The 16828-nt window shown below is 70.4% G+C and carries 15 protein-coding genes; 6 read left to right on the top strand and 9 right to left on the bottom strand.

Annotation, left to right across the window (positions count from 1 at the left end; translation table 11 throughout):
- Positions 1-46 precede the first annotated feature (46 nt).
- Positions 47-3271, top strand: coding sequence for a CHAT domain-containing tetratricopeptide repeat protein (locus AABA78_RS12380; protein ID WP_338263174.1), 3225 nt, complete (start codon positions 47-49; stop codon positions 3269-3271).
- Here the strand turns inward: AABA78_RS12380 and AABA78_RS12385 are convergent.
- The 3 genes from AABA78_RS12385 to AABA78_RS12395 form a co-directional block, all read right to left on the bottom strand.
- Positions 3253-4164 (bottom strand): hypothetical protein, encoded by a 912-nt coding sequence (locus tag AABA78_RS12385; protein WP_338263175.1) that lies wholly within the window; start codon positions 4162-4164, stop codon positions 3253-3255. The genes AABA78_RS12380 and AABA78_RS12385 overlap by 19 nt on opposite strands.
- An 87-nt stretch (positions 4165-4251) precedes the next feature.
- Complete coding sequence (locus tag AABA78_RS12390; RefSeq protein ID WP_338263176.1) at positions 4252-5424, bottom strand: metallophosphoesterase; 1173 nt, start codon at positions 5422-5424, stop codon at positions 4252-4254.
- Positions 5425-5701: 277 nt separating this feature from the next.
- Positions 5702-6757, bottom strand: coding sequence for a hypothetical protein (locus AABA78_RS12395; RefSeq protein ID WP_338263177.1), 1056 nt, complete (start codon positions 6755-6757; stop codon positions 5702-5704).
- Positions 6758-7145: 388 nt separating this feature from the next.
- Between AABA78_RS12395 and sitA6 the strand changes: the two genes are divergently transcribed.
- A complete protein-coding gene (gene sitA6, locus AABA78_RS12400) occupies positions 7146-7838 on the top strand; it encodes a SitA6 family polymorphic toxin lipoprotein (RefSeq protein ID WP_338263178.1) in 693 nt (230 codons plus the stop codon).
- Positions 7839-7841: 3 nt separating this feature from the next.
- The gene (gene sitI6, locus AABA78_RS12405; protein WP_338263179.1) at positions 7842-8558 is read left to right on the top strand and encodes a SitI6 family double-CXXCG motif immunity protein; all 717 of its coding nucleotides are present in this window, start codon (positions 7842-7844) and stop codon (positions 8556-8558) included.
- Between the two features lie 6 nt (positions 8559-8564).
- On the opposite strand, the gene AABA78_RS12410 is transcribed toward sitI6, so the two are convergent.
- The 3 genes from AABA78_RS12410 to AABA78_RS12420 form a co-directional block, all read right to left on the bottom strand.
- Positions 8565-9101, bottom strand: a complete 537-nt coding sequence (locus AABA78_RS12410) for an FHA domain-containing protein (RefSeq protein ID WP_338263180.1) — start codon at positions 9099-9101, stop codon at positions 8565-8567.
- Positions 9102-9185: 84 nt separating this feature from the next.
- The gene (locus AABA78_RS12415) at positions 9186-10820 is read right to left on the bottom strand and encodes a long-chain fatty acid--CoA ligase (RefSeq protein WP_338263181.1); all 1635 of its coding nucleotides are present in this window, start codon (positions 10818-10820) and stop codon (positions 9186-9188) included.
- Positions 10821-10924: 104 nt separating this feature from the next.
- Positions 10925-11962 (bottom strand): 6-phosphofructokinase, encoded by a 1038-nt coding sequence (locus AABA78_RS12420; protein ID WP_338263182.1) that lies wholly within the window; start codon positions 11960-11962, stop codon positions 10925-10927.
- Positions 11963-12182: 220 nt separating this feature from the next.
- Between AABA78_RS12420 and AABA78_RS12425 the strand changes: the two genes are divergently transcribed.
- Positions 12183-12956 (top strand): glucosamine-6-phosphate deaminase, encoded by a 774-nt coding sequence (locus AABA78_RS12425; protein WP_338263183.1) that lies wholly within the window; start codon positions 12183-12185, stop codon positions 12954-12956.
- A gap of 7 nt (positions 12957-12963) precedes the next feature.
- On the opposite strand, the gene AABA78_RS12430 is transcribed toward AABA78_RS12425, so the two are convergent.
- The 3 genes from AABA78_RS12430 to AABA78_RS12440 form a co-directional block, all read right to left on the bottom strand.
- Positions 12964-13788, bottom strand: a complete 825-nt coding sequence (locus AABA78_RS12430) for a lytic transglycosylase domain-containing protein (protein ID WP_338263184.1) — start codon at positions 13786-13788, stop codon at positions 12964-12966.
- A 110-nt stretch (positions 13789-13898) separates the two neighbouring features.
- A complete protein-coding gene (locus AABA78_RS12435; protein ID WP_171421373.1) occupies positions 13899-14450 on the bottom strand; it encodes a hypothetical protein in 552 nt (183 codons plus the stop codon).
- 18 nt (positions 14451-14468) lie between these two features.
- Entirely contained in the window at positions 14469-15071 is a 603-nt protein-coding gene (locus AABA78_RS12440) for a hypothetical protein (RefSeq protein WP_338263185.1), read from the bottom strand.
- A gap of 325 nt (positions 15072-15396) precedes the next feature.
- On the opposite strand from AABA78_RS12440, the gene AABA78_RS12445 reads away from it, so the two are divergent.
- Both AABA78_RS12445 and AABA78_RS12450 read left to right on the top strand, forming a co-directional pair.
- Positions 15397-16074 (top strand): carboxypeptidase-like regulatory domain-containing protein, encoded by a 678-nt coding sequence (locus tag AABA78_RS12445; protein ID WP_338263186.1) that lies wholly within the window; start codon positions 15397-15399, stop codon positions 16072-16074.
- Between the two features lie 2 nt (positions 16075-16076).
- Positions 16077-16805 (top strand): hypothetical protein, encoded by a 729-nt coding sequence (locus AABA78_RS12450; protein ID WP_338263187.1) that lies wholly within the window; start codon positions 16077-16079, stop codon positions 16803-16805.
- Positions 16806-16828: the final 23 nt, after the last annotated feature.

The raw sequence follows: 16828 nt of genomic DNA on the forward strand, positions 1-16828 counted from the left end.
GGGGCGGGCCCGGGTGGGTCATCTCCGGTTCCCTGGAGGCGTCGGCATGCGGTGGGTTCTCGGGTGCATGGTGGTGATGGCACTGGGGTGTGCCTCGATCATGCCGGGGGGGCGGGAGCCCCTGGATGCGCGGCTGGCGGACGCGCTCCAGGCCTATGACCAGGCCGTGACGCTCTACGACGAGGGCCGGTACGCCGAGGCCATGGCGCCCGGAGCCAGGGCCCTGGCGCTGCGGGAGACCGTGCTCGGGGAGTCGCATCCGGACGTGGCCTACGCCCTGAACCTGCTGGGGGAGCTGTACCGGCTGCAGGGGGACTTCGCCCGGGCGGGCGTCCTCCACGAGCGCGCGCTGGCCATCCGGGAAGCGGTGGTGAACGACGACGCCGCGAGGTCCGTCACCGCGGCCGCGCTGCTCAGCTTCGCCGCCTCCCCCGCGATGGAGACGGACCGTCAGGCGGGGGGCTTCTACGACCACGGGCACGCCTTCGCCCGGCGGACGAACAACCTGTACAGCCTGGACAAGCGCCGCCGCATGGGCGCGTTCGCCAGCCAGGAAGCGACCCTCAACGAGAACCAGTCCGCCTACGCCGAGTCCCTCAACAACCTGGCCAACCTCTACCAGCAGCAGGGGCTCTACAGCCGGGCGGAGCCGCTCTACTCGCGCGCGTTGGATTTGCGGGAGAACGTGCTCGGCAAGCAGCACCTCACCGTCGCGGACTCGCTCAACAACCTGGCGCTGCTCTACCGGGAGCAGGGCCTCTACAGCCGGGCGGAGCCGCTGTACGTGCGGGCGCTCTCCCTGCGCGAGTCGGCGCTGGGCAAGAAGCATCCCCTGGTCGCGGACTCGCTGGACACCCTGGCCACGCTCTACCAGGACCAGGGCCTCTACAGCCGCGCGGAGCCGCTGGGCCTGCGCGCGCTCGCCATCCGGGAGTCGGCGCTGGGCAAGAAGGATCCCCTGGTGGCGGACTCGCTCAACAACCTGGCCAATCTCTATCAGGACCAGGGGCTGTATGACCGGGCCGAGCCGCTCTACGCGCGCGCGCTCGCCATCCGGGAGGCGGCTCCCGACAGCAGCGCTTCGGACCTGGCCGCCGCGCTCAACAACCTGGCCACGCTCTATCAAGCGCAGGGGAAGTACGCCCGGGCCGAGCCGCTCTATGCGCGCGCGCTCGGGCTCTGGGAGGCGGCGCTCGGCAGGAATCACCCGCACGTCGCCGCGTCGCTCAACAACCTGGCCACGCTCTACCGCAAGCAGGGGAAGCTCACCCAGGCGGAGCCGCTCTACGCGCGCGCGCTGGCCATCTGGGAGGAGGTGCTCGGCAAGAACCACCCGGACGTCGCCGGCTCGCTCAACAACCTGGCCAATCTCTACCGGGACCAGGGGATGTACAGCCAGGCGGAGCCGCTCTACGCGCGCGCGCTGGCCATCCGTGAGGCGGTGCTGGGCAAGAACCACCCGGACCTGGCGGCCTCGCTCAACAACCTGGCCCTCCTGCGTCTGGCGCAGCGCCGCCTGGAGGACGCCGTGCCGCTGTTCACGCGCGCCTTCGCCGTCTCCGAGCAGCGCCTGCGCCGCGAGGCCCTGGAGTTCTCCGAGGCGCGGCTGGCCAGCTTCCTCCAGCACCTGCGCGCGGACGAGGAGCAGCTCTATGCGCTCGTGCGCGCGCACCCGGACTCCGCTGGCGTCCGGCGCCTGGCCCTGAGCGCGGCGCTGCTGCTCAAGGGCCGCTCCGTCGAGGAGACGGCCGACATCTCCCGCGCGGTCTACCGGAGCCTGGGCCCGGAGGAGCGCGGCACCTTCGAGCAGCTGCGCAAGCTGCGCACCCAGCTGGCCAGCCTCTCGCTCCACGGGCCCGGCGCGCTCGCGCCGTCCGTCTACCAGGGGCAGCTCACGGCGCTGACCGCGCAGGGCGACGCGCTGGAGGCGACCCTCGCCAGCCGTTCCGCTCCGCTGCGCGCGCTGGCCGCGCTGCCGTCTCCCGAGGACATCGTCGACCGGGTCGCCGAGTCCCTGCCGAAGGATGGCGCCCTCGTGGAGTTCATCACCTACGAGGACCGGCCCCTGGTCCAGGGGACCGGCACGCCGCAGCTGCGCTGTCTGGCATTGGTGCTCCTTCCGGACGCGGACATTCACGCGCTCGACCTGGGCCCCGCGGGGCCCATCGAAGCGGCGGCCTCCAGCCTGCGGGACGCGCTGGCGCGCCGGGACGCCGCCTTCGAGGACTCCGCGCACGCGCTCTACCAGCTCGCCTTCCAGCCGCTGCTGCCGCTGCTGGGTAAGGCCCGCCGCCTCTTCCTGTCACCGGATGGCGAACTGGCCCTGGTGCCCTTCGCGGCGCTGCACGACGGCCAGCGGTACCTCGTGGACGGCTACGACTTCACCTATGTCACCTCCGGCAAGGACCTGCTGCCGCGTGCCCAGCAGCCCCAGCCCGCGTCCTCCGTGGTGGTGCTGGCGGATCCAGCGTTCAACACGGGACCCCGGACCGCCGAGCTCCCCACGGGAGGCGCGTCCCTGGTGGCGGAGCGCTCTCCCTCGACGCGGCGCGAGGACCTGGTGGCGCGGGACTGGGCCCCGGTCCCGCTGCCGGGCTCGCGCGAGGAGGCGGAGGCCATCCAGCGCCTGTTCCCGCAGGCGCAGCTGTTCCTGGGGGCGAAGGCGACGAAGGAGCGGCTGCTGCAACTGCGCACGCCCGGCATCCTCCACCTGGCCACGCACGGCTTCTTCCTGGAGGACGCCACCGCGCAGGAGAGCTCGCGGGCCGTCGCGACCTTCGGCGCGCTGGGCGAGGATCCGCAGCCCGTGCGTCCGCCGGATCCGCTGCTGCGCTCCGGCCTGCTGCTCGCGGGGGAGACAGAGCAGAAGAGCACGTCCGACAGCGCGCTGGTGACGGCGCTGGAGCTGGCGGGGCTGGATTTGTGGGGCACGCAGCTGGTGGTGCTGTCCGCCTGTGACACCGGCCGCGGCGCGGTCCGGCGCGGGCAGGGCGTCTACGGCCTGCGCCGGGCCTTCCTGGTGGCGGGCGCGGAGACGGTGGTGATGAGCCTCTGGAAGGTGGACGACGCGACGACGCGCACGTTGATGGAGACCTACTACCGCCACCTGCTGGGCGGGGAAGGGCTGGCCACGGCGCTGCGTGAGGCGATGCGGGAGCTGCGGAAGGCTCAGCCCCATCCGCACTACTGGGCGCCCTTCATCGCCATGGGGCGGGACACGCCGCTGCGGTTGCTGGACGCGGGCGGGATGGCTCAGGCCGGCGGCGGGTAGAGGTCCTCGAGGATTTCGGAGCGCTCGGGATACATCTGCTCGAACCGGGCGAGGGCCTTGGGGCCGCCATCGAGCGCCCGCATGTACTCGGACCAGGCCTCCGCGAAGTCCTCCGTGTAGACGCCGGACTTCTCGAAGCTCTCCTCCGTGTAGTCGTTGAGGTGGTTGCCGTCCGAGGCCGCGGCTTCCGCCCAGCCATCGGGGATGGGCGGGGGCTCGCCCGAGAGCCTCTCGAAGATGCCGGACAGGATGCTGTCGTTCGCGTCCTCCACCTGCCGGCCGATGAGGTGGCCGATTTCGTGGTGGAAGATGTCGGCCGTCACGTTGGCCTGGCCGTCATAGAAGGTGATGGTGCCGTCGCCCGCGCGCGCGGCGGCCCCATCCGGATCCGGGTCCTTCTTGACGACGACGTGCTCGAGCGAGCCGCGAAGGTCCTCCGGCGTCTCGCTGTACGAATCGATGACCTGGGTGAGGACGTCCGCCGCGTCCGCGTCGCTGCCCTCCTCGATGGACACGGTGAACGTGTCGTCGCCGACGCGGACGACGTAGAGGTCGCTATTGCCGAAGGGCAGGGACACGGGCGTGATGGAGACCTGCTCCGTCTTCCCGTCGGTGTTGGTGAAGGGCACCGTGTTGCCCGTCGCCAGGGCCTCTTCCACCGCGGCATGGCGGGGGTTGATGAGCTTCCCCAGGTCGCCGGGCAGCAGGGGCGGGAGCGGCGGGAGGAGGGGCTTCGTGAGCCGGGCCGGCTCGAAGCCGCTGGTGCCCTGGAACGCGCGCACCGCCGTGTTCTGGAGGCGGGGCGGGGCGGTCAGGGTGGCCGGAGTGGGGGCCTTGGGCGTCTGGAGCGCGGGGGCCGGCGAGAGGGGGCGGGACAGAAGCTTCGTGAGCATGAGGGGCTCTCCTTGCCCCCTGTACGGAATGCGTCCGCACCCGGTTACACCCGGACTCACGTGGGCCCCGGTTCACCCACTGAGGACTCAGGCGCTGCGCAGCGTGAGGAGCGTCACCTCGGGCGGGATGCCGATGCGGAAGGGGAGCCAGTGCCCCGTGCCGCCGGAGACGTAGAGGTGGCTGTCGCGGAAGCGATAGCGGCCCAGCATGTGCTTGAAGGCGAAGCCGAACAGCGGGACCCCGAGGAAGGCCACCTGTCCGCCGTGGGTGTGGCCCGCGAGCGTGAGGCGCGCGCCGCGCTCGGCGGCGTAGGGGAAGAAGTCCGGGTGGTGGGAGAGGCAGAGGACCACGTCGTCCGGGTGGCCCTCCTTGAACGCCGTCTCCGCGGAGTGCTGCCAGCGCTGGTCACGCACCGTGCGGCTGCGGCCGGACATGGGGAAGTCCACGCCCACCACGCGCAAGCGCTGGCCGCCATGCTCCAGCACGTGGGCTTCATCCACGAGCAGCCGGACCGGAGCGCCGCGCTGGGCCAGCTGCGCGTAGCCGCCCAGGACTTCGTCCAGCCCGCGCCAGTGCTCGTGGTTGCCCAGGATGGCGAGCATGCCGTGACGGGCCGTCGTGGAGGCGAGGGCGGCCATCGTCTCGTCGAGCTGGTTCACGTCGTCGATGAGGTCCCCGGTCATCACCTGGAGGTCCACGCCCGCGGTGTTCATCACCTCCACGGCGCCGCGCAGGTACTCGGGGGAGATGAAGGGGCCCACGTGGACGTCGGTGATCTGCCCGATGCGGAAGCCGTCGAGCGCGGAGGGGAGGCCGCGCAGCTTCACCTCCACCTCGCGAACGGTGAAGCCCAGGCTGCCGCCCACGACGCCCACGGCGCTGGCGCCCATGGCGAAGACGGGCATGGCCTGACCGGCCTTCACCAGGAGGTTGCGGCGCTCCAGGTCCACGCCGGGGGGCGCGGCCCGCTGGCGGCGCTCGGCGCGCAGCTTGAGGACGAGGAACGGCAGGCCCATGAGCATCACCAGCAGCGCGGTGATGCTCCACACGACGGCGAACAGCTTCACCGGCACGAGGAACGGAGGCGTGTGGTGGAGCCCGTAGCCGGTGACGGCGGGCACGGTCCAGGCCGCGAACGCGAAGCCCATGAGCCCCAGCAACACGCCATGGCGCCAGCCGCGAGTGACCGCGGGCCACAGCCTGCGCAGCACGAGGTACGCGCCCAGGTAGACGAACAGCAGGACCAGCAGCCTTCCCATGGTGTGCGCGCTCTCGGTGTCGTGAGGAGGCCCGAGGATAACGGACCCCCTGACGCCGCGCTGTCCTCCGTCACCGGGCTGCTCGCCTGGGCTCCACGGGCCTGAACGTGTAAATCGCGCGGATGAACCGCCCGAAATCAGGGATTTGGCGGCGCCTGCGACGTTCAAGTCGCTCGCACCACGGGCCCGGCGGCGTGTCACCCACGTTGCCAAGGCTAGCTGGGCCAGCCCTCGCAGACTTGCGGAGAGCGTCAGCGCAACCGCACTTGGCTCGCCGCTATCGCATACTCCAATTGATGTGCCAGCCGTAAGCGTTGGCTTGACCAGGAGTGATGCCTGGGAGGTAGACGTAGATGCGGAATCCCGTGGGCGTTGGCGCGTAAATAGATGTGGCACTGGAGCTGATCCAGTGGGTGCTGAGTCCTCCAATGGAAGTGAAGTACAGAGGTGTCTCGCTGAAAGCGCAGCTCGCCGTGTTCACATCCACGTAGATGCCCTCGTGGGTATACTGCTGCCAGGCCGTCGCGTTTTGCTGTGTCTGGCCGGTGCAGAGCGTCGGCTGGCGTAGATTGTTAGGTGTGGCCTGCCAGTTGATGTGCCAGCCGTAAGCGTTGGCTTGACCAGGAGTGATGCCTGGGAGGTAGACGTAGATGCGGAATCCCGTGGGCGTTGGCGTGTAAATGGACGTGGCACCGGAGCTGACCCAGTGGGTGCTGAGTCCTCCAATGGAAGTGAAGTACAGAGGCGTCTCGCTGAAAGCGCAGCTCGCCGTGTTCACATCCACGTAGATGCCCTCGTGGGTATACTGCTGCCAGGCCGTCGCGTTTTGCTGCGTCTGGCCGGTGCAGAGCGTCGGCTGACGTAGATTGTTGGGTGTGGCCTGCCAGTTGATGTGCCAGCCGTAAGCGTTGGCTTGGCCAGGAGTGATGCCTGGGAGGTGGACGTAGATGCGGAATCCCGTGGGCGTTGGCGTGTAAATGGACGTGGCGCCGGAGCTGACCCAGTGGGTGCTGAGTCCTCCAATGGAAGTGAAGTACAGCGGCGTCTCGCTGAAACCGCAGCTCGCCGTGTTCACATCCACGTAGATGCCCTCGTGGGTATACTGCTGCCAGGCCGTCGCGTTTTGCTGCGTCTGGCCCCGGCACACGCCATTCTGGGCCTGGGTATTCAATGCCTTTGATTCGGCGATGTCGCCTGCTTTTAAAGGCTGCAGCTGTGTTAAGACGGTCTGGGCGCTGCCCTCCTGCACTTCTGGGGTGCTGCCACAGCCTGCCAGGGCCAGCACTAGGCCCAGGGCCAGCAGTGCCAGACCGCTTCTCTTCTCACTTCTCATGGACGACTCCAGCGCGTGGGACGGGGCCTTCCGCCAGCGAGTAGGCCTGTCCGGCCGCGCATCCCGGGAGCTCCCGGCGGAGAGAGCGCGGGACTTTATGGGTAGTCTCGCCTTCCGCGCTCCTGAGTCACCCCCGCGCCGGGGAAGTCGCTAGAGACTCCCCAGTCGCGCCGCTCTTTTGGCTATCCGAAGGGGTGGAGTCGCAGTCCCTTCATGCATCTTCCCCGCGTGGACCGGGCGCCCAGCCCGCGACTGCCGGAAGCACTGCCTCTGCCCTCCGTGACTGCCACAGGCCAGGCCCAGCCCCTCTCTTCCCCTGCTCCCTTCATCCAAACATCGGCGGAAGGATTGGCCGGTTGAATGGGATAACAGGAAAATCGGAGGCTGAATGCGCGAGGGGTTGCTGTGGCTGGTGGTGTTGATGGGGTGCGCGTCCGCACCCGTGCACTCACCGGCGAAGGACTGGGAGCAGGCGGAGGCGTCGCGGGAGTGCGAGGACCGTGATGAGGACCAGTGCCTCACGCACGTCTGCGAGGACGACGTCTGCGCGCTGTTCCGGTGCGAGGACCTGGCCCCGAACCGCATCGTGCGGACGCGAGGGGCCATGCCGGTGGCGCCCATCTTCGTGGCGCCCGGCAGTGGGCCGCAGCGGACGTGGGGAAGCGCGCAGGGACTTCCGGGCGACGCGGTGCCCGTCATGGTGTTCCGCTGGCACCGGCGCGAGAAGCTGCCCAGCGAGGTGCGCCGGGAGAAGGCGCTACAGGAGTGGGCGAAGCGACCGAAGGAGCGGCACCACATCTTCCCGCAGGCGTTCAAGAAGCATTTTCAGGACAAGGGCATCGATATCCACCAGTACGTCCTGGCCATCGATGCGGAGGTGCACGCACGCATCCATCGTGGTGCGTGGGGCGGACCTTGGAATCGAGATTGGGATACCTTCATCGGGCTGCAGGGGGCCGAGGCCGACATTCCGGATCACTTCGAGCACGCCGCATGGATGATTCGAAAGTATGAGCTCTTGGGTCTGCCGATGACGTATTGGCAGCAAGTGGACCTGACGCCCGTGCCCTTCGAGGACTGATCAATGCGCTACTTCGAGGTTCGTGGCCCGCCTGACGGCGTAGAACCGCAATGGAGTGGTGATTACCGCGCCGAGCATCGATGGCACCTGTCCGGCGTTGACTGTCCCAGGTTCGGCCCCTGGGCGTGGATGGATGCCTTCCCATCCGTGGACCTTTCCGCGGTGGCGGAGCCGGTGCTGGCCGAGCCCAAGGGACCCATGTCCGTCGCGGAATACAACCGGCTGGTGGCCCTCATTCGCCCCTTTGTTCCTCCCGAGCTTCCTGTGAGAGCAGGGGGCTCGTTCGGGCCCATGATCGGAACGGTGCGAGGCAGGTTTGGCCCGATCACCTGTTGGCCCTCATGGCGGGTGCTCCTCCGCGAGGACGCGGTGGAACTGCTCAAGGCCGAGGGACTGAAAGGTGTCATCGCGGTCCGGATGGAGCTCAGGTCCCGCCGGAGCACCATGCCCGCGCTCTACGAATTGGAGGCCCGGCCTCTGGCCCGCCTGCATCCGGACTGCATCGGCGAATGGAAGACGCCTGCGTGCGACCTCTGCGGCAAGCCGGAGTCGTTCTCCCTGCCGCCGAAGCGCTGGCTGCTGCGCTCCTCCATCCCGGAAGGGCTCGACGTCTTCGGCATTGATGGGGCCAACCCGCGCGTCGTCAGCGAACGCTTCGTGGAAACCGTGCAGCGCCTGGGCCCCAGCGATGTGCACTACCAGGAGATCGACGCGCGGTAGTTCGCGTCACATCCCCCCGCCCGGGCTCGCGAGCCGCAGGTGCGAGTGCAGCGTCTCCGCTCGCAGGTACAGGAACTGCGCATCCCCGAAGGCCAGCGCGTCCCCGTCCGTGAGCAGCCGCACCTCGCCCTCGCCCAGCTCCGCGGCGTTCAGCCAGGTGCCGTTCATGGACCCCAGGTCCTTCACGGAGCACGTCCCCTGCGCCGCGTGCCAGCGCAGCACCGCGTGCTGCTTCGACACCGACGGGTCGTGCACCATCAGCGTGCACCCCTCCAGCCGCCCCACCTTCATCTCCTGCCCGTCCTGCTCCGGCCCCAGGAAGTGGACCTCCAGCGAGTCGAACGCCTGGAGCATCACCAGCAGCCGGTCCACCAGGCGCGAGCGGTGCGCCATCCCCACCGTGCGCGCCTCCGCCAGCCGCAACGCCACCTGCTGGAACACCGGCTCTGGCGGCTGCTGGATGAGCACCACCGGCCCGGAGGCTTGCAGGAACGCCTGCACGGGCGCGTAGGCGAACGGGCGGAGCTGTTGGACGGAAGGCATCACGCCCCCACGTTACCCCCAGCCCCGCCCCGGCGCGAGCCGCCGGCCCCCAGTGTCAGGTGCCCGGCGGTCCTTCCACCCACTTCAGGACGCCGCGGACGCCTTCATCAGGTGGTCCCCGTAGTCCTCCCGCAGCTTCATCTTCAGGAACTTCCCCGTCGACGTGCGCGGAATCTGGGTCACGAAGAGGATGTCATCCGGCAGCCACCACTTCGCGAACTGCTTCTCCAGGTGCGCCGTCAGCTCCGCCTTCGTCGCCTGCTGTCCCGGCTTGAACACCACCGCCGCCAGCGGCCGCTCGTCCCACTTCGGATGCCGCCCCGCGAACACCGCCGCCTCCAGCACGGACGGGTGCGCCATCAGCGCGTTCTCCAGCGCCACGGAGCTGATCCACTCGCCGCCGGACTTGATGACGTCCTTGCTGCGGTCGGTGATGTGCAGGTAGCCCGCCGGGTCGATGGTCACCACGTCGCCCGTCTTGAACCACCCGTCCTGCGTGAACCGGTCCTTGCCCTCGTCGCCGTAGTACGACGCCGCCACCATGGGCCCGCGCACCTCCAATTCGCCCATGGCCTTGCCGTCCCAGGGCAAGATCTCCCCCCTGTCGCTCACGTGCCGCGTCTCCACGAACGGCACCGAGTAGCCCTGCGACGCGTACGCCTCGAGCTGCGCCTCCGGCGACGCCGTGCGCAGGTCCCCCTTGAGCCGCGCGAGCGTGCCCACCGGGTTCATCTCCGTCATGCCCCACGCGTGCAGCACGTTCTGCCCGTGGCGCTTGCGGAACCCGTCAATCAGCGCCGGCGGCGCCGCGGAGCCGCCAATCACCATGTGCCGCATGGCGCTCAGGTCCCACTTGCCCGGCTCGCGGTCCAGCTGCGCCAGGATGCCCAGCCAGATGGTGGGCACGCCGCCGGCCACCGTGACCTTCTCGTTCTGCATCAGCTCCAGCAGCGACTGGGGGTCGAGGTGCGGCCCGGGCAGCACCTGCTTCGCGCCCGTGAGCAGCGCGTCGAACGGCAGGCCCCACGCCGCCGCGTGGAACATGGGCACCACCGCCAGCACCGTGTCGGACTCCTTCAGCCCCAGCACCTCCGGCAGGCAGCACACCAGCGTGTGCAGCACGATGGAGCGGTGGCTGAAGAGCACGCCCTTCGGGTTGCCCGTCGTGCCGGACGTGTAGCAGAGCATCGCCGCGCTGTTCTCATCCAGGCGCGGAAAGTCGAACGTGGGCGCCTCCGCCGCGAGCAGCTGCTCGTAGTCCAGCCGCCCCTCGGGCACCGGGCCGTCGTCCGGGATGACGATGACGTGCTTGATGTGGCCGGCGGCCTTCTCGAACTTCTCCACCAGCGGCAACAGCGAGCGGTCCACCACCACCACCGTGTCCTCCGCGTGGCGCGCGATGTAGCCCAGGTCGTTGGGGTGCAGCCGCAGGTTGAGCGTGTGCATCACCGCGCCCATCGCCGGCACGCCGAAATACACTTCCAGGTGCTGGTGGTGGTTCCAGCTCAGCGACGCCACGCGGTCCCCGGGCTTCACCCCCAGCCGGGTGAGCGCGTTCGCCAATTGGCAGACACGCTGGTGGAAGTCCCCGTACGTGTAGCGGTGCAGGGACTTGTCCGGCCTGCGGCTGACGATCTCCTGCGCGGCGTAATAGGAGCGCGCCCGCTCCAGGAAGTGCGTCAGGGTGAGCGGGAAGTCCATCATGCGACCGGTGAGCATCGACACCATCCCTTCGGGAGAGGGGGAAGGGCCGGATGCTACCGGATGCGCGGCGCCATGCCCGCCACTCCCCGTGGGAGCAGGCATGGCGCAACACGTCAATGTCAGCCGAAGAAAACCTGCGCGACCTCGAAGAACTCCTTGGGCACGCGCTTGAGCTCCCGGGTGGCCTCCGCCAGGTTCTCACTGACGATGTCGTTGCCGCGCAGGGCGGCCATCCTGCCGAACTCGCCGCGGGCCACCATGTCGCACGCATGCACGCCGAACCGGGTGGCGAGCACCCGGTCGTGCGCCGTGGGGGCGCCGCCGCGCTGGATGTGGCCCAGCACGGAGACGCGCGTCTCGAAGCCGGTGCGCCGCTCAATCTCCGCGGCGACGATGTTGCCCACGCCGCCCAGGCGCGGCCGGCCCGCTTCGTCCAGGGCGCCCGTGGTGACCAGTTGCTCGTTCTGCTCCGCGGACAGCTTGATGCGCGTGCCCTCCGCCACCACGACGATGGAGAAGGTGCGCCCGCCCGCGTTGCGGCGCACCAGGTGCTGCGCGACGGCCTCCAGGTCCGCGGGGATCTCCGGGACGAGGATGACGTCCGCGCCGCCGGCGATGCCCGCGTAGGTGGCAATCCAGCCGACGTGCCGGCCCATCACCTCGCAGACGATGACGCGCTTGTGGGACTCCGCGGTGGAGTGCAGCCGGTCCACCGCCTCCGTGGCGATGGAGACCGCGGTGTCGAAGCCGAAGGTGAAGTCGGTGCCGTTGAGGTCGTTGTCGATGGTCTTCGGCACGCCGACGATGCGCAGGCCCTCCTGCGACATGCGCGTGGCGGCGGACAGCGTGCCCTCGCCGCCGATGGCGATGACGGCGTGGATGCCGTTGCGCTCGATGGCGCGCTTCACGCGCTCCAGGCCGTTCTCCACCTTGAACGGGTTGACGCGCGAGGTCCCCAGGATGGTGCCACCCCGGTGGAGGATGCCGGAGGTGGTCTCCCGCGTGAGGCGGAAGTGGTTGTCGTCCAGCAGGCCCTTCCATCCATCCCGCAGGCCCATCATCTCGAAGCCGTGCTCGCTGGCACGGCGGACGATGGCTCGGATGACCGCATTGAGGCCGGGGCAATCACCCCCGCCGGTGAGCACGGCGACTTTCATGTGGCAGGTTCTAGCGCGACCCGGCCTCCGCGCGTGAGGACGGATTGCACGGGGCGCCCGTGGGCAACGCTTCCCGGTTCCCCGGGCGTGCGGGGGACCTGGCCTTGTTAATCGCCAGCGGAGTTCCTCTGTCATTCCCGGAGGCGTGGGGCCTTGCCGCGCGGCGCCACGCACCGGGCGGCTGGGGGGCCAGGGGAGGACGGCGTATGCTGGCCGGCTCATGAACCCAAGGGTGTTCCAGACGGAGCAGGAGGCGGCCAGCGCCTGCGCGGCGCGCATCGCCGAGGCGGTGCGGCACACGCCGGAGCTGGTGCTGGGGCTCGTCACGGGGCGCTCGCCGCTCAACGTGTACCGGAACCTGGTGGACCTGGCGGCCCGGGGGGCGCTGGACCTGTCGCGGGCCACGACGTTCAACGTGGACGAGTTCCTGGGCCTGCCGCCGGAGGACGCGGGCAGCTTCCGCGCGTACATGGACCGGCACCTGTTCCGGCATGTGAATCTGTCAACGGAGCGGATCCACTTCCTCGACGGGTGCGCGCCGGACGCGGAGGCGGAGTGCGCGCGCTATGACGCGGCGCTCGCGGCGGCCGGGGGGCTGGACCTGCTGCTGCTGGGCGTGGGGCCCAACGGGCACATCGCGTTCAACGAACCCGGCGAGGTGCTGACGGCGAGGAGCCACCGCGCGCGCCTGTCGCGGGAGACGCGGCTGTCGCACGTGATGGCCTTCGGGGATGATCCGTCCAAGGTGCCCATGGCGGCGCTGACGCTGGGCATGGCGGCGGTGCTCCAGGCGCGCAAGGTGGTGGTGCTGGCGTTCGGCGTGAACAAGGCCGCGGCGGTGACGGCGATGGTGCACGGGCCGCTCACGCCCCGGTGGCCCGCGTCGTTCCTCCAGCTCCACCGCGACGTGGAGCTGTGGCTGGACGCCGGCGCGGCCAGCGGCCTGCACGGGCAAGGGATGCAGGACGCCCGGCCCCGCGACGGCGGCGCCTGACGGCGGCTCAGCGCGACGCGGCGGGCTTGCGCGCGGAGGCGAGCACGGGCTTCTTCCCCGGCGCGGCGACCTTGGGAGCCACGGGAGGCTTCACGTTCAGGGCGGGCGCGGGGGCCTTGCGCGCGACGGGGGCCTTCGCGGCGGTCGCCTTCGCCGGAGCCTCGGAGGCGGCCGGGCGCTTCGCCAGGACCGGCGCCTTCACCGGGGCCTCGGAGGCGGCCGGGCGCTTCGCCAGGACCGGCGCCTTCGGCCGGGTGTGCTCATAGGCCGCGAGCACCTTGGCCACGTAGAACTCCGTCTCCCCGTTGTGTGGCACGTGTCCGTTCACCGACCCCGGGCCCGCGTTGTACGCGGCCACCGCCAGCCGCACGTCGCGGAACCTGCGCAGCTGCTCGGCCAGGTAGCGCCCGCTCGCGTCGACGGACGGCGCCGGGTCGAAGGGGTCCTCCACCCGCATCTGCGCCGCCGTGTCCGGCATCAGCTGCCCGGGCCCCATGGCCCCCGCGGGAGAGATGCGGTGCACCCGCGTCTCCGACTCCACCTGGATGAGCGCCCTCAGGAGCCCCGGCGGAATCCCGTGGCGGCGCTCCGCGTCCGCGATGAGCGGCTCCAGCGGCGGGTGGTCATCCAGCACGCACGCGGGCCGGTGCGCCACGTAGGCCCCCAGGGCGCGCGCCTTCGTCTGGAGGAAGGAGAGGGACAGCGGCGACACCTGCGTCCCGCCCAGCCAGGCCACGCCCACGTTGAGCAGCACCACGGGCACCAGCGCGCACGGCACCAGCCACGCCCATCCCGGAATCTCGATGCCGCCCACGGCCCGCTTGCGTCCCACCCTCCCCACTTAAGGGCCCCGCGCGTCCCCGTCCAACTTCCGGCCCGCGCCAGTGGACACCGGGCCCGGCCGCCCCGGCGCGCGTGGCCGGGGCGGGGGCTCCTGCGCGCCTAGAACAGCAGGCCGAAGTAGTTGGCGCTCGCCTTGGCGCCGACGCAGACCTCGACGTCCGCGGTCCACGACTGCGTGGGGGGCGACCCCGTGGCCTGGAAGAGGAACTCCAGCTGCTCCTGCTTCGCCAGGTCCAGCACGTCCACCGGGCCGCTGCTGGTGAGCTGGAGCGTGTTGGTGGCGCCGGTGGTGCCCGTGCGCCGGAACTCGCCCAGCAGCACGTACTCCGCGGAGCCCGGCTTGCGCACGGAGAGGCTCGCGCGCTCGATGCCGCTGATGTCCGTGCTGGCGGTGGCGTCGAAGAGCTTCAGCCGCAGCTCCGTCTCCACGTCGGCGTCCTCGGGCAGCGCGCTGGCGAAGTCGCCCAGCGGAATCTCGAAGGACTGCTCCACGGAGCCGCTGATGGGCGGGGCGGCGGGGAAGGACAGGTCGTTCTCGGTCTTGCAGATGCGCTCGGCCTCCACCTCGAGGGTGAAGAGCGAATCACAGCCCGTGCCCAGCAGGGTCACGGCGCTGGCGAGCAGGAGGGTGCGGAAGGATGGCGTTCGCATGGTGGGAGGTCTCCTGGCTCAGAAGAAGTAGACGATGAAGCCCAGCTTCACCGACGGGATGGTGGCGCGCACGTGCAGCGGCCCGGACGTGACGCTGTCGTCGTTCGCCGCGTCCTGGATGAGCGGCGTGGGGTCCGGCACGGTGAGCGCCACGTAGCTCAGGCCCACGTTGAGGAAGAAGTTGAAGCGGCTCTTCGTGCCCACCTCCAGGCCCAGGCTGCCCGTCACGTAGTTGTACGTGACGTCGCGGATGGCCTGCGACGTGGCGCTCGGCTCACGGCCCAGCCAGTCCAGCACCTCGCTGTACTCCGAACCGAAGTAGTGCCCGACCTCCGCGTTGATGGACGGCGCGATGAAGGTGTCCATCGGAAGGATGCTCACCCCGCCGCGCACGCCGATGCTGAGCGTGTTGGTGGTGGGGCCCGCCTGCAGCCGCAGCCAGTTCGTGGGGCGCACCACCGCGGACAGGCCGATGCCGTGCGGGGCGCCCGCGTCCAGCAGCAGGCCCACCCTGCGGGGCGAGTCGTCGTCCTGTGCCAGCGCGGGCGTGGCGGTGCCCAACACCGCCAGGCACCCCAGGGCGATGCCGGAGGAGAGAAGGGAAGGGTGTCGTCGTCTCAAGGAAGAGGAGTCCATCGTCATGACGAAAGTTCCACGGTGAATGCCGGCCCAGCGGCCATTCTTCGCGGAAGGCGAGCGGGAAATGAAGCGGGACGCGTGAATCCCGTACGGGCTTTCCGGGATGGCAGGACACGCGGTGGGTGGACTGCCCGGTTCCCGACACGCGGAGTCGTCCGAAGAGACCCGGAAATGCGTGCAATGCCTGTCAAATCACCGACGTCCTGTTCAATCCCACGGGTGATGTCCAGACATGCCGCGCGATGCGAGCGTATGATGAAAGGACACGGTGGCGTGACGTTCAGGGCCGGGAACCGGGGGGCCAAGGATGATCGACGAAGTCGATCTGCGCATGAAGGCGTGGGTGGGACGCATTGCCACGGAAGCGCCTGTCTATCTGGGCGTGCCCGACCGTGAGTCCCTGGACCGGGGTGTCTGTCTTTACCTCCTGGAGCTGGGGCCGGCGCCCCTGACGCGGGCGGGGAAGCGGGGCGGCCTGCAGTTCACCGTCTGTTATCTGGTGACGGTGGGCGCGGAGACGCCCGAGCGCGCGCACCGGCTGCTGGGCGACCTGGTCTTCGCGGCCATGAGCGACAAGGAGCTGGAGGTGGACCTGAGCCCGGTGCCGGCGGCGCTGTGGGCGGGCCTGCGCTCCGTGCCGCGTCCCGCCTTCCGCCTGCGGGTGCAGGTGCGCAAGGAGCGACCCCTGGCGGAGGTGCGATGTCTGTCATTGGTGGACGGGGCGTCCACGCCGGCCCCCCTGCTGGGTCGGGTGGTGGGGCCCGGTGACGTGCCCATCCGCGGCGCGTGGGTGGCGCTGCCGGAGCTGCAGCTGAGCACGCGCACGGACGCGCAGGGACAGTTCCACTTCCCCCGCCTGCCGCCGGTGGAGTCGCTGGGCCGGCTGGAGGTGCGCGCGGAGGGCGAGATGCTGGCGGTGGAGTCGGAGGTGCTCGCCACGGGGACTGCGCCGTTGATCATCCGGATGCTGGTGAAGGAGGAGTGACGATGGCCGCGGGACCGCCAGCCGAGGCCGTGGGGACGCTGCCCCGCGCGCGGCGGCACCTGGCATGGGTGCTGGTCCTGGCGCGGTGGTTGAAGGCCTGGGCGGAGCGGGTGCTGGCGGAGCACGCCGCCGCGCTGGCGAAGGCGGCGGCGGGGCTGGGAGGCGCGCGGGTGCGCTCGCTGCCCCTGCGCGAGCCGGCGGTGGCGCTGCCGGCGCCCGTGCCGCTGTGGCCTCCCCGGATGGAGCCGCTGCCTCCAGGGCTCCTGGATGCGGCGTCCCCGGTGACGTACCCGGAAGCGCCCACGCCGCGCCTGAACTCGCTGCGGTGCATCCCGATGGAGGCGGGGGACGCGCCGGAGGAGGTGGAGCGCGAGGACGTGCCCCTGGGCGTGGCGCCCCGGGTGCCCTTCGGGTTCGACCCGGATGATCTGCTGCCCGCGGAGCCCGTGGCGGTGGTGGCGCCTTCGCCCGCGCTGCTGCTCCAGGCCGCCGCGCTGGAGGAGACGCCGGAGCTCCCGCCCGCCGCGCCGCTGTCCTCGCGGGCGGTGGGCTCGTTTCCCCGGGACCCCGCGAGGGACCTCATCCTGCTGCTGAAGGAGTCGCTGGGAACGCCGGCCCCGCCGTCCGTGCCCTGGTCCGAGGCGGCGCCCTCCGCGCCGGGCGAACCCGCCGACGCGGCGGAGATGCTGCGCCAGTGTGAGCGCCTGGAGCTGGAGCCCCCGGTCGAGTAGCCCCGGTCCGCTGCCGCTATGAT

This window comes from Corallococcus caeni, assembly GCF_036245865.1.
GTDB lineage: Bacteria > Myxococcota > Myxococcia > Myxococcales > Myxococcaceae > Corallococcus > Corallococcus caeni.

Excerpts from the sequence above, each read along its gene's own strand:
- AABA78_RS12380 (WP_338263174.1), top strand. The coding sequence starts at position 47 with ATGCGGTGGGTTCTCGGGTGCATGGTGGTGATGGCACTGGGGTGTGCC.
- AABA78_RS12385 (WP_338263175.1), bottom strand. The coding sequence starts at position 4,164 with ATGCTCACGAAGCTTCTGTCCCGCCCCCTCTCGCCGGCCCCCGCGCTC.
- AABA78_RS12390 (WP_338263176.1), bottom strand. The coding sequence starts at position 5,424 with ATGGGAAGGCTGCTGGTCCTGCTGTTCGTCTACCTGGGCGCGTACCTC.
- AABA78_RS12395 (WP_338263177.1), bottom strand. The coding sequence starts at position 6,757 with ATGAGAAGTGAGAAGAGAAGCGGTCTGGCACTGCTGGCCCTGGGCCTA.
- sitA6 (WP_338263178.1), top strand. The coding sequence starts at position 7,146 with ATGCGCGAGGGGTTGCTGTGGCTGGTGGTGTTGATGGGGTGCGCGTCC.
- sitI6 (WP_338263179.1), top strand. The coding sequence starts at position 7,842 with ATGCGCTACTTCGAGGTTCGTGGCCCGCCTGACGGCGTAGAACCGCAA.
- AABA78_RS12410 (WP_338263180.1), bottom strand. The coding sequence starts at position 9,101 with ATGCCTTCCGTCCAACAGCTCCGCCCGTTCGCCTACGCGCCCGTGCAG.
- AABA78_RS12415 (WP_338263181.1), bottom strand. The coding sequence starts at position 10,820 with ATGCTCACCGGTCGCATGATGGACTTCCCGCTCACCCTGACGCACTTC.
- AABA78_RS12420 (WP_338263182.1), bottom strand. The coding sequence starts at position 11,962 with ATGAAAGTCGCCGTGCTCACCGGCGGGGGTGATTGCCCCGGCCTCAAT.
- AABA78_RS12425 (WP_338263183.1), top strand. The coding sequence starts at position 12,183 with ATGAACCCAAGGGTGTTCCAGACGGAGCAGGAGGCGGCCAGCGCCTGC.
- AABA78_RS12435 (WP_171421373.1), bottom strand. The coding sequence starts at position 14,450 with ATGCGAACGCCATCCTTCCGCACCCTCCTGCTCGCCAGCGCCGTGACC.
- AABA78_RS12445 (WP_338263186.1), top strand. The coding sequence starts at position 15,397 with ATGATCGACGAAGTCGATCTGCGCATGAAGGCGTGGGTGGGACGCATT.
- AABA78_RS12450 (WP_338263187.1), top strand. The coding sequence starts at position 16,077 with ATGGCCGCGGGACCGCCAGCCGAGGCCGTGGGGACGCTGCCCCGCGCG.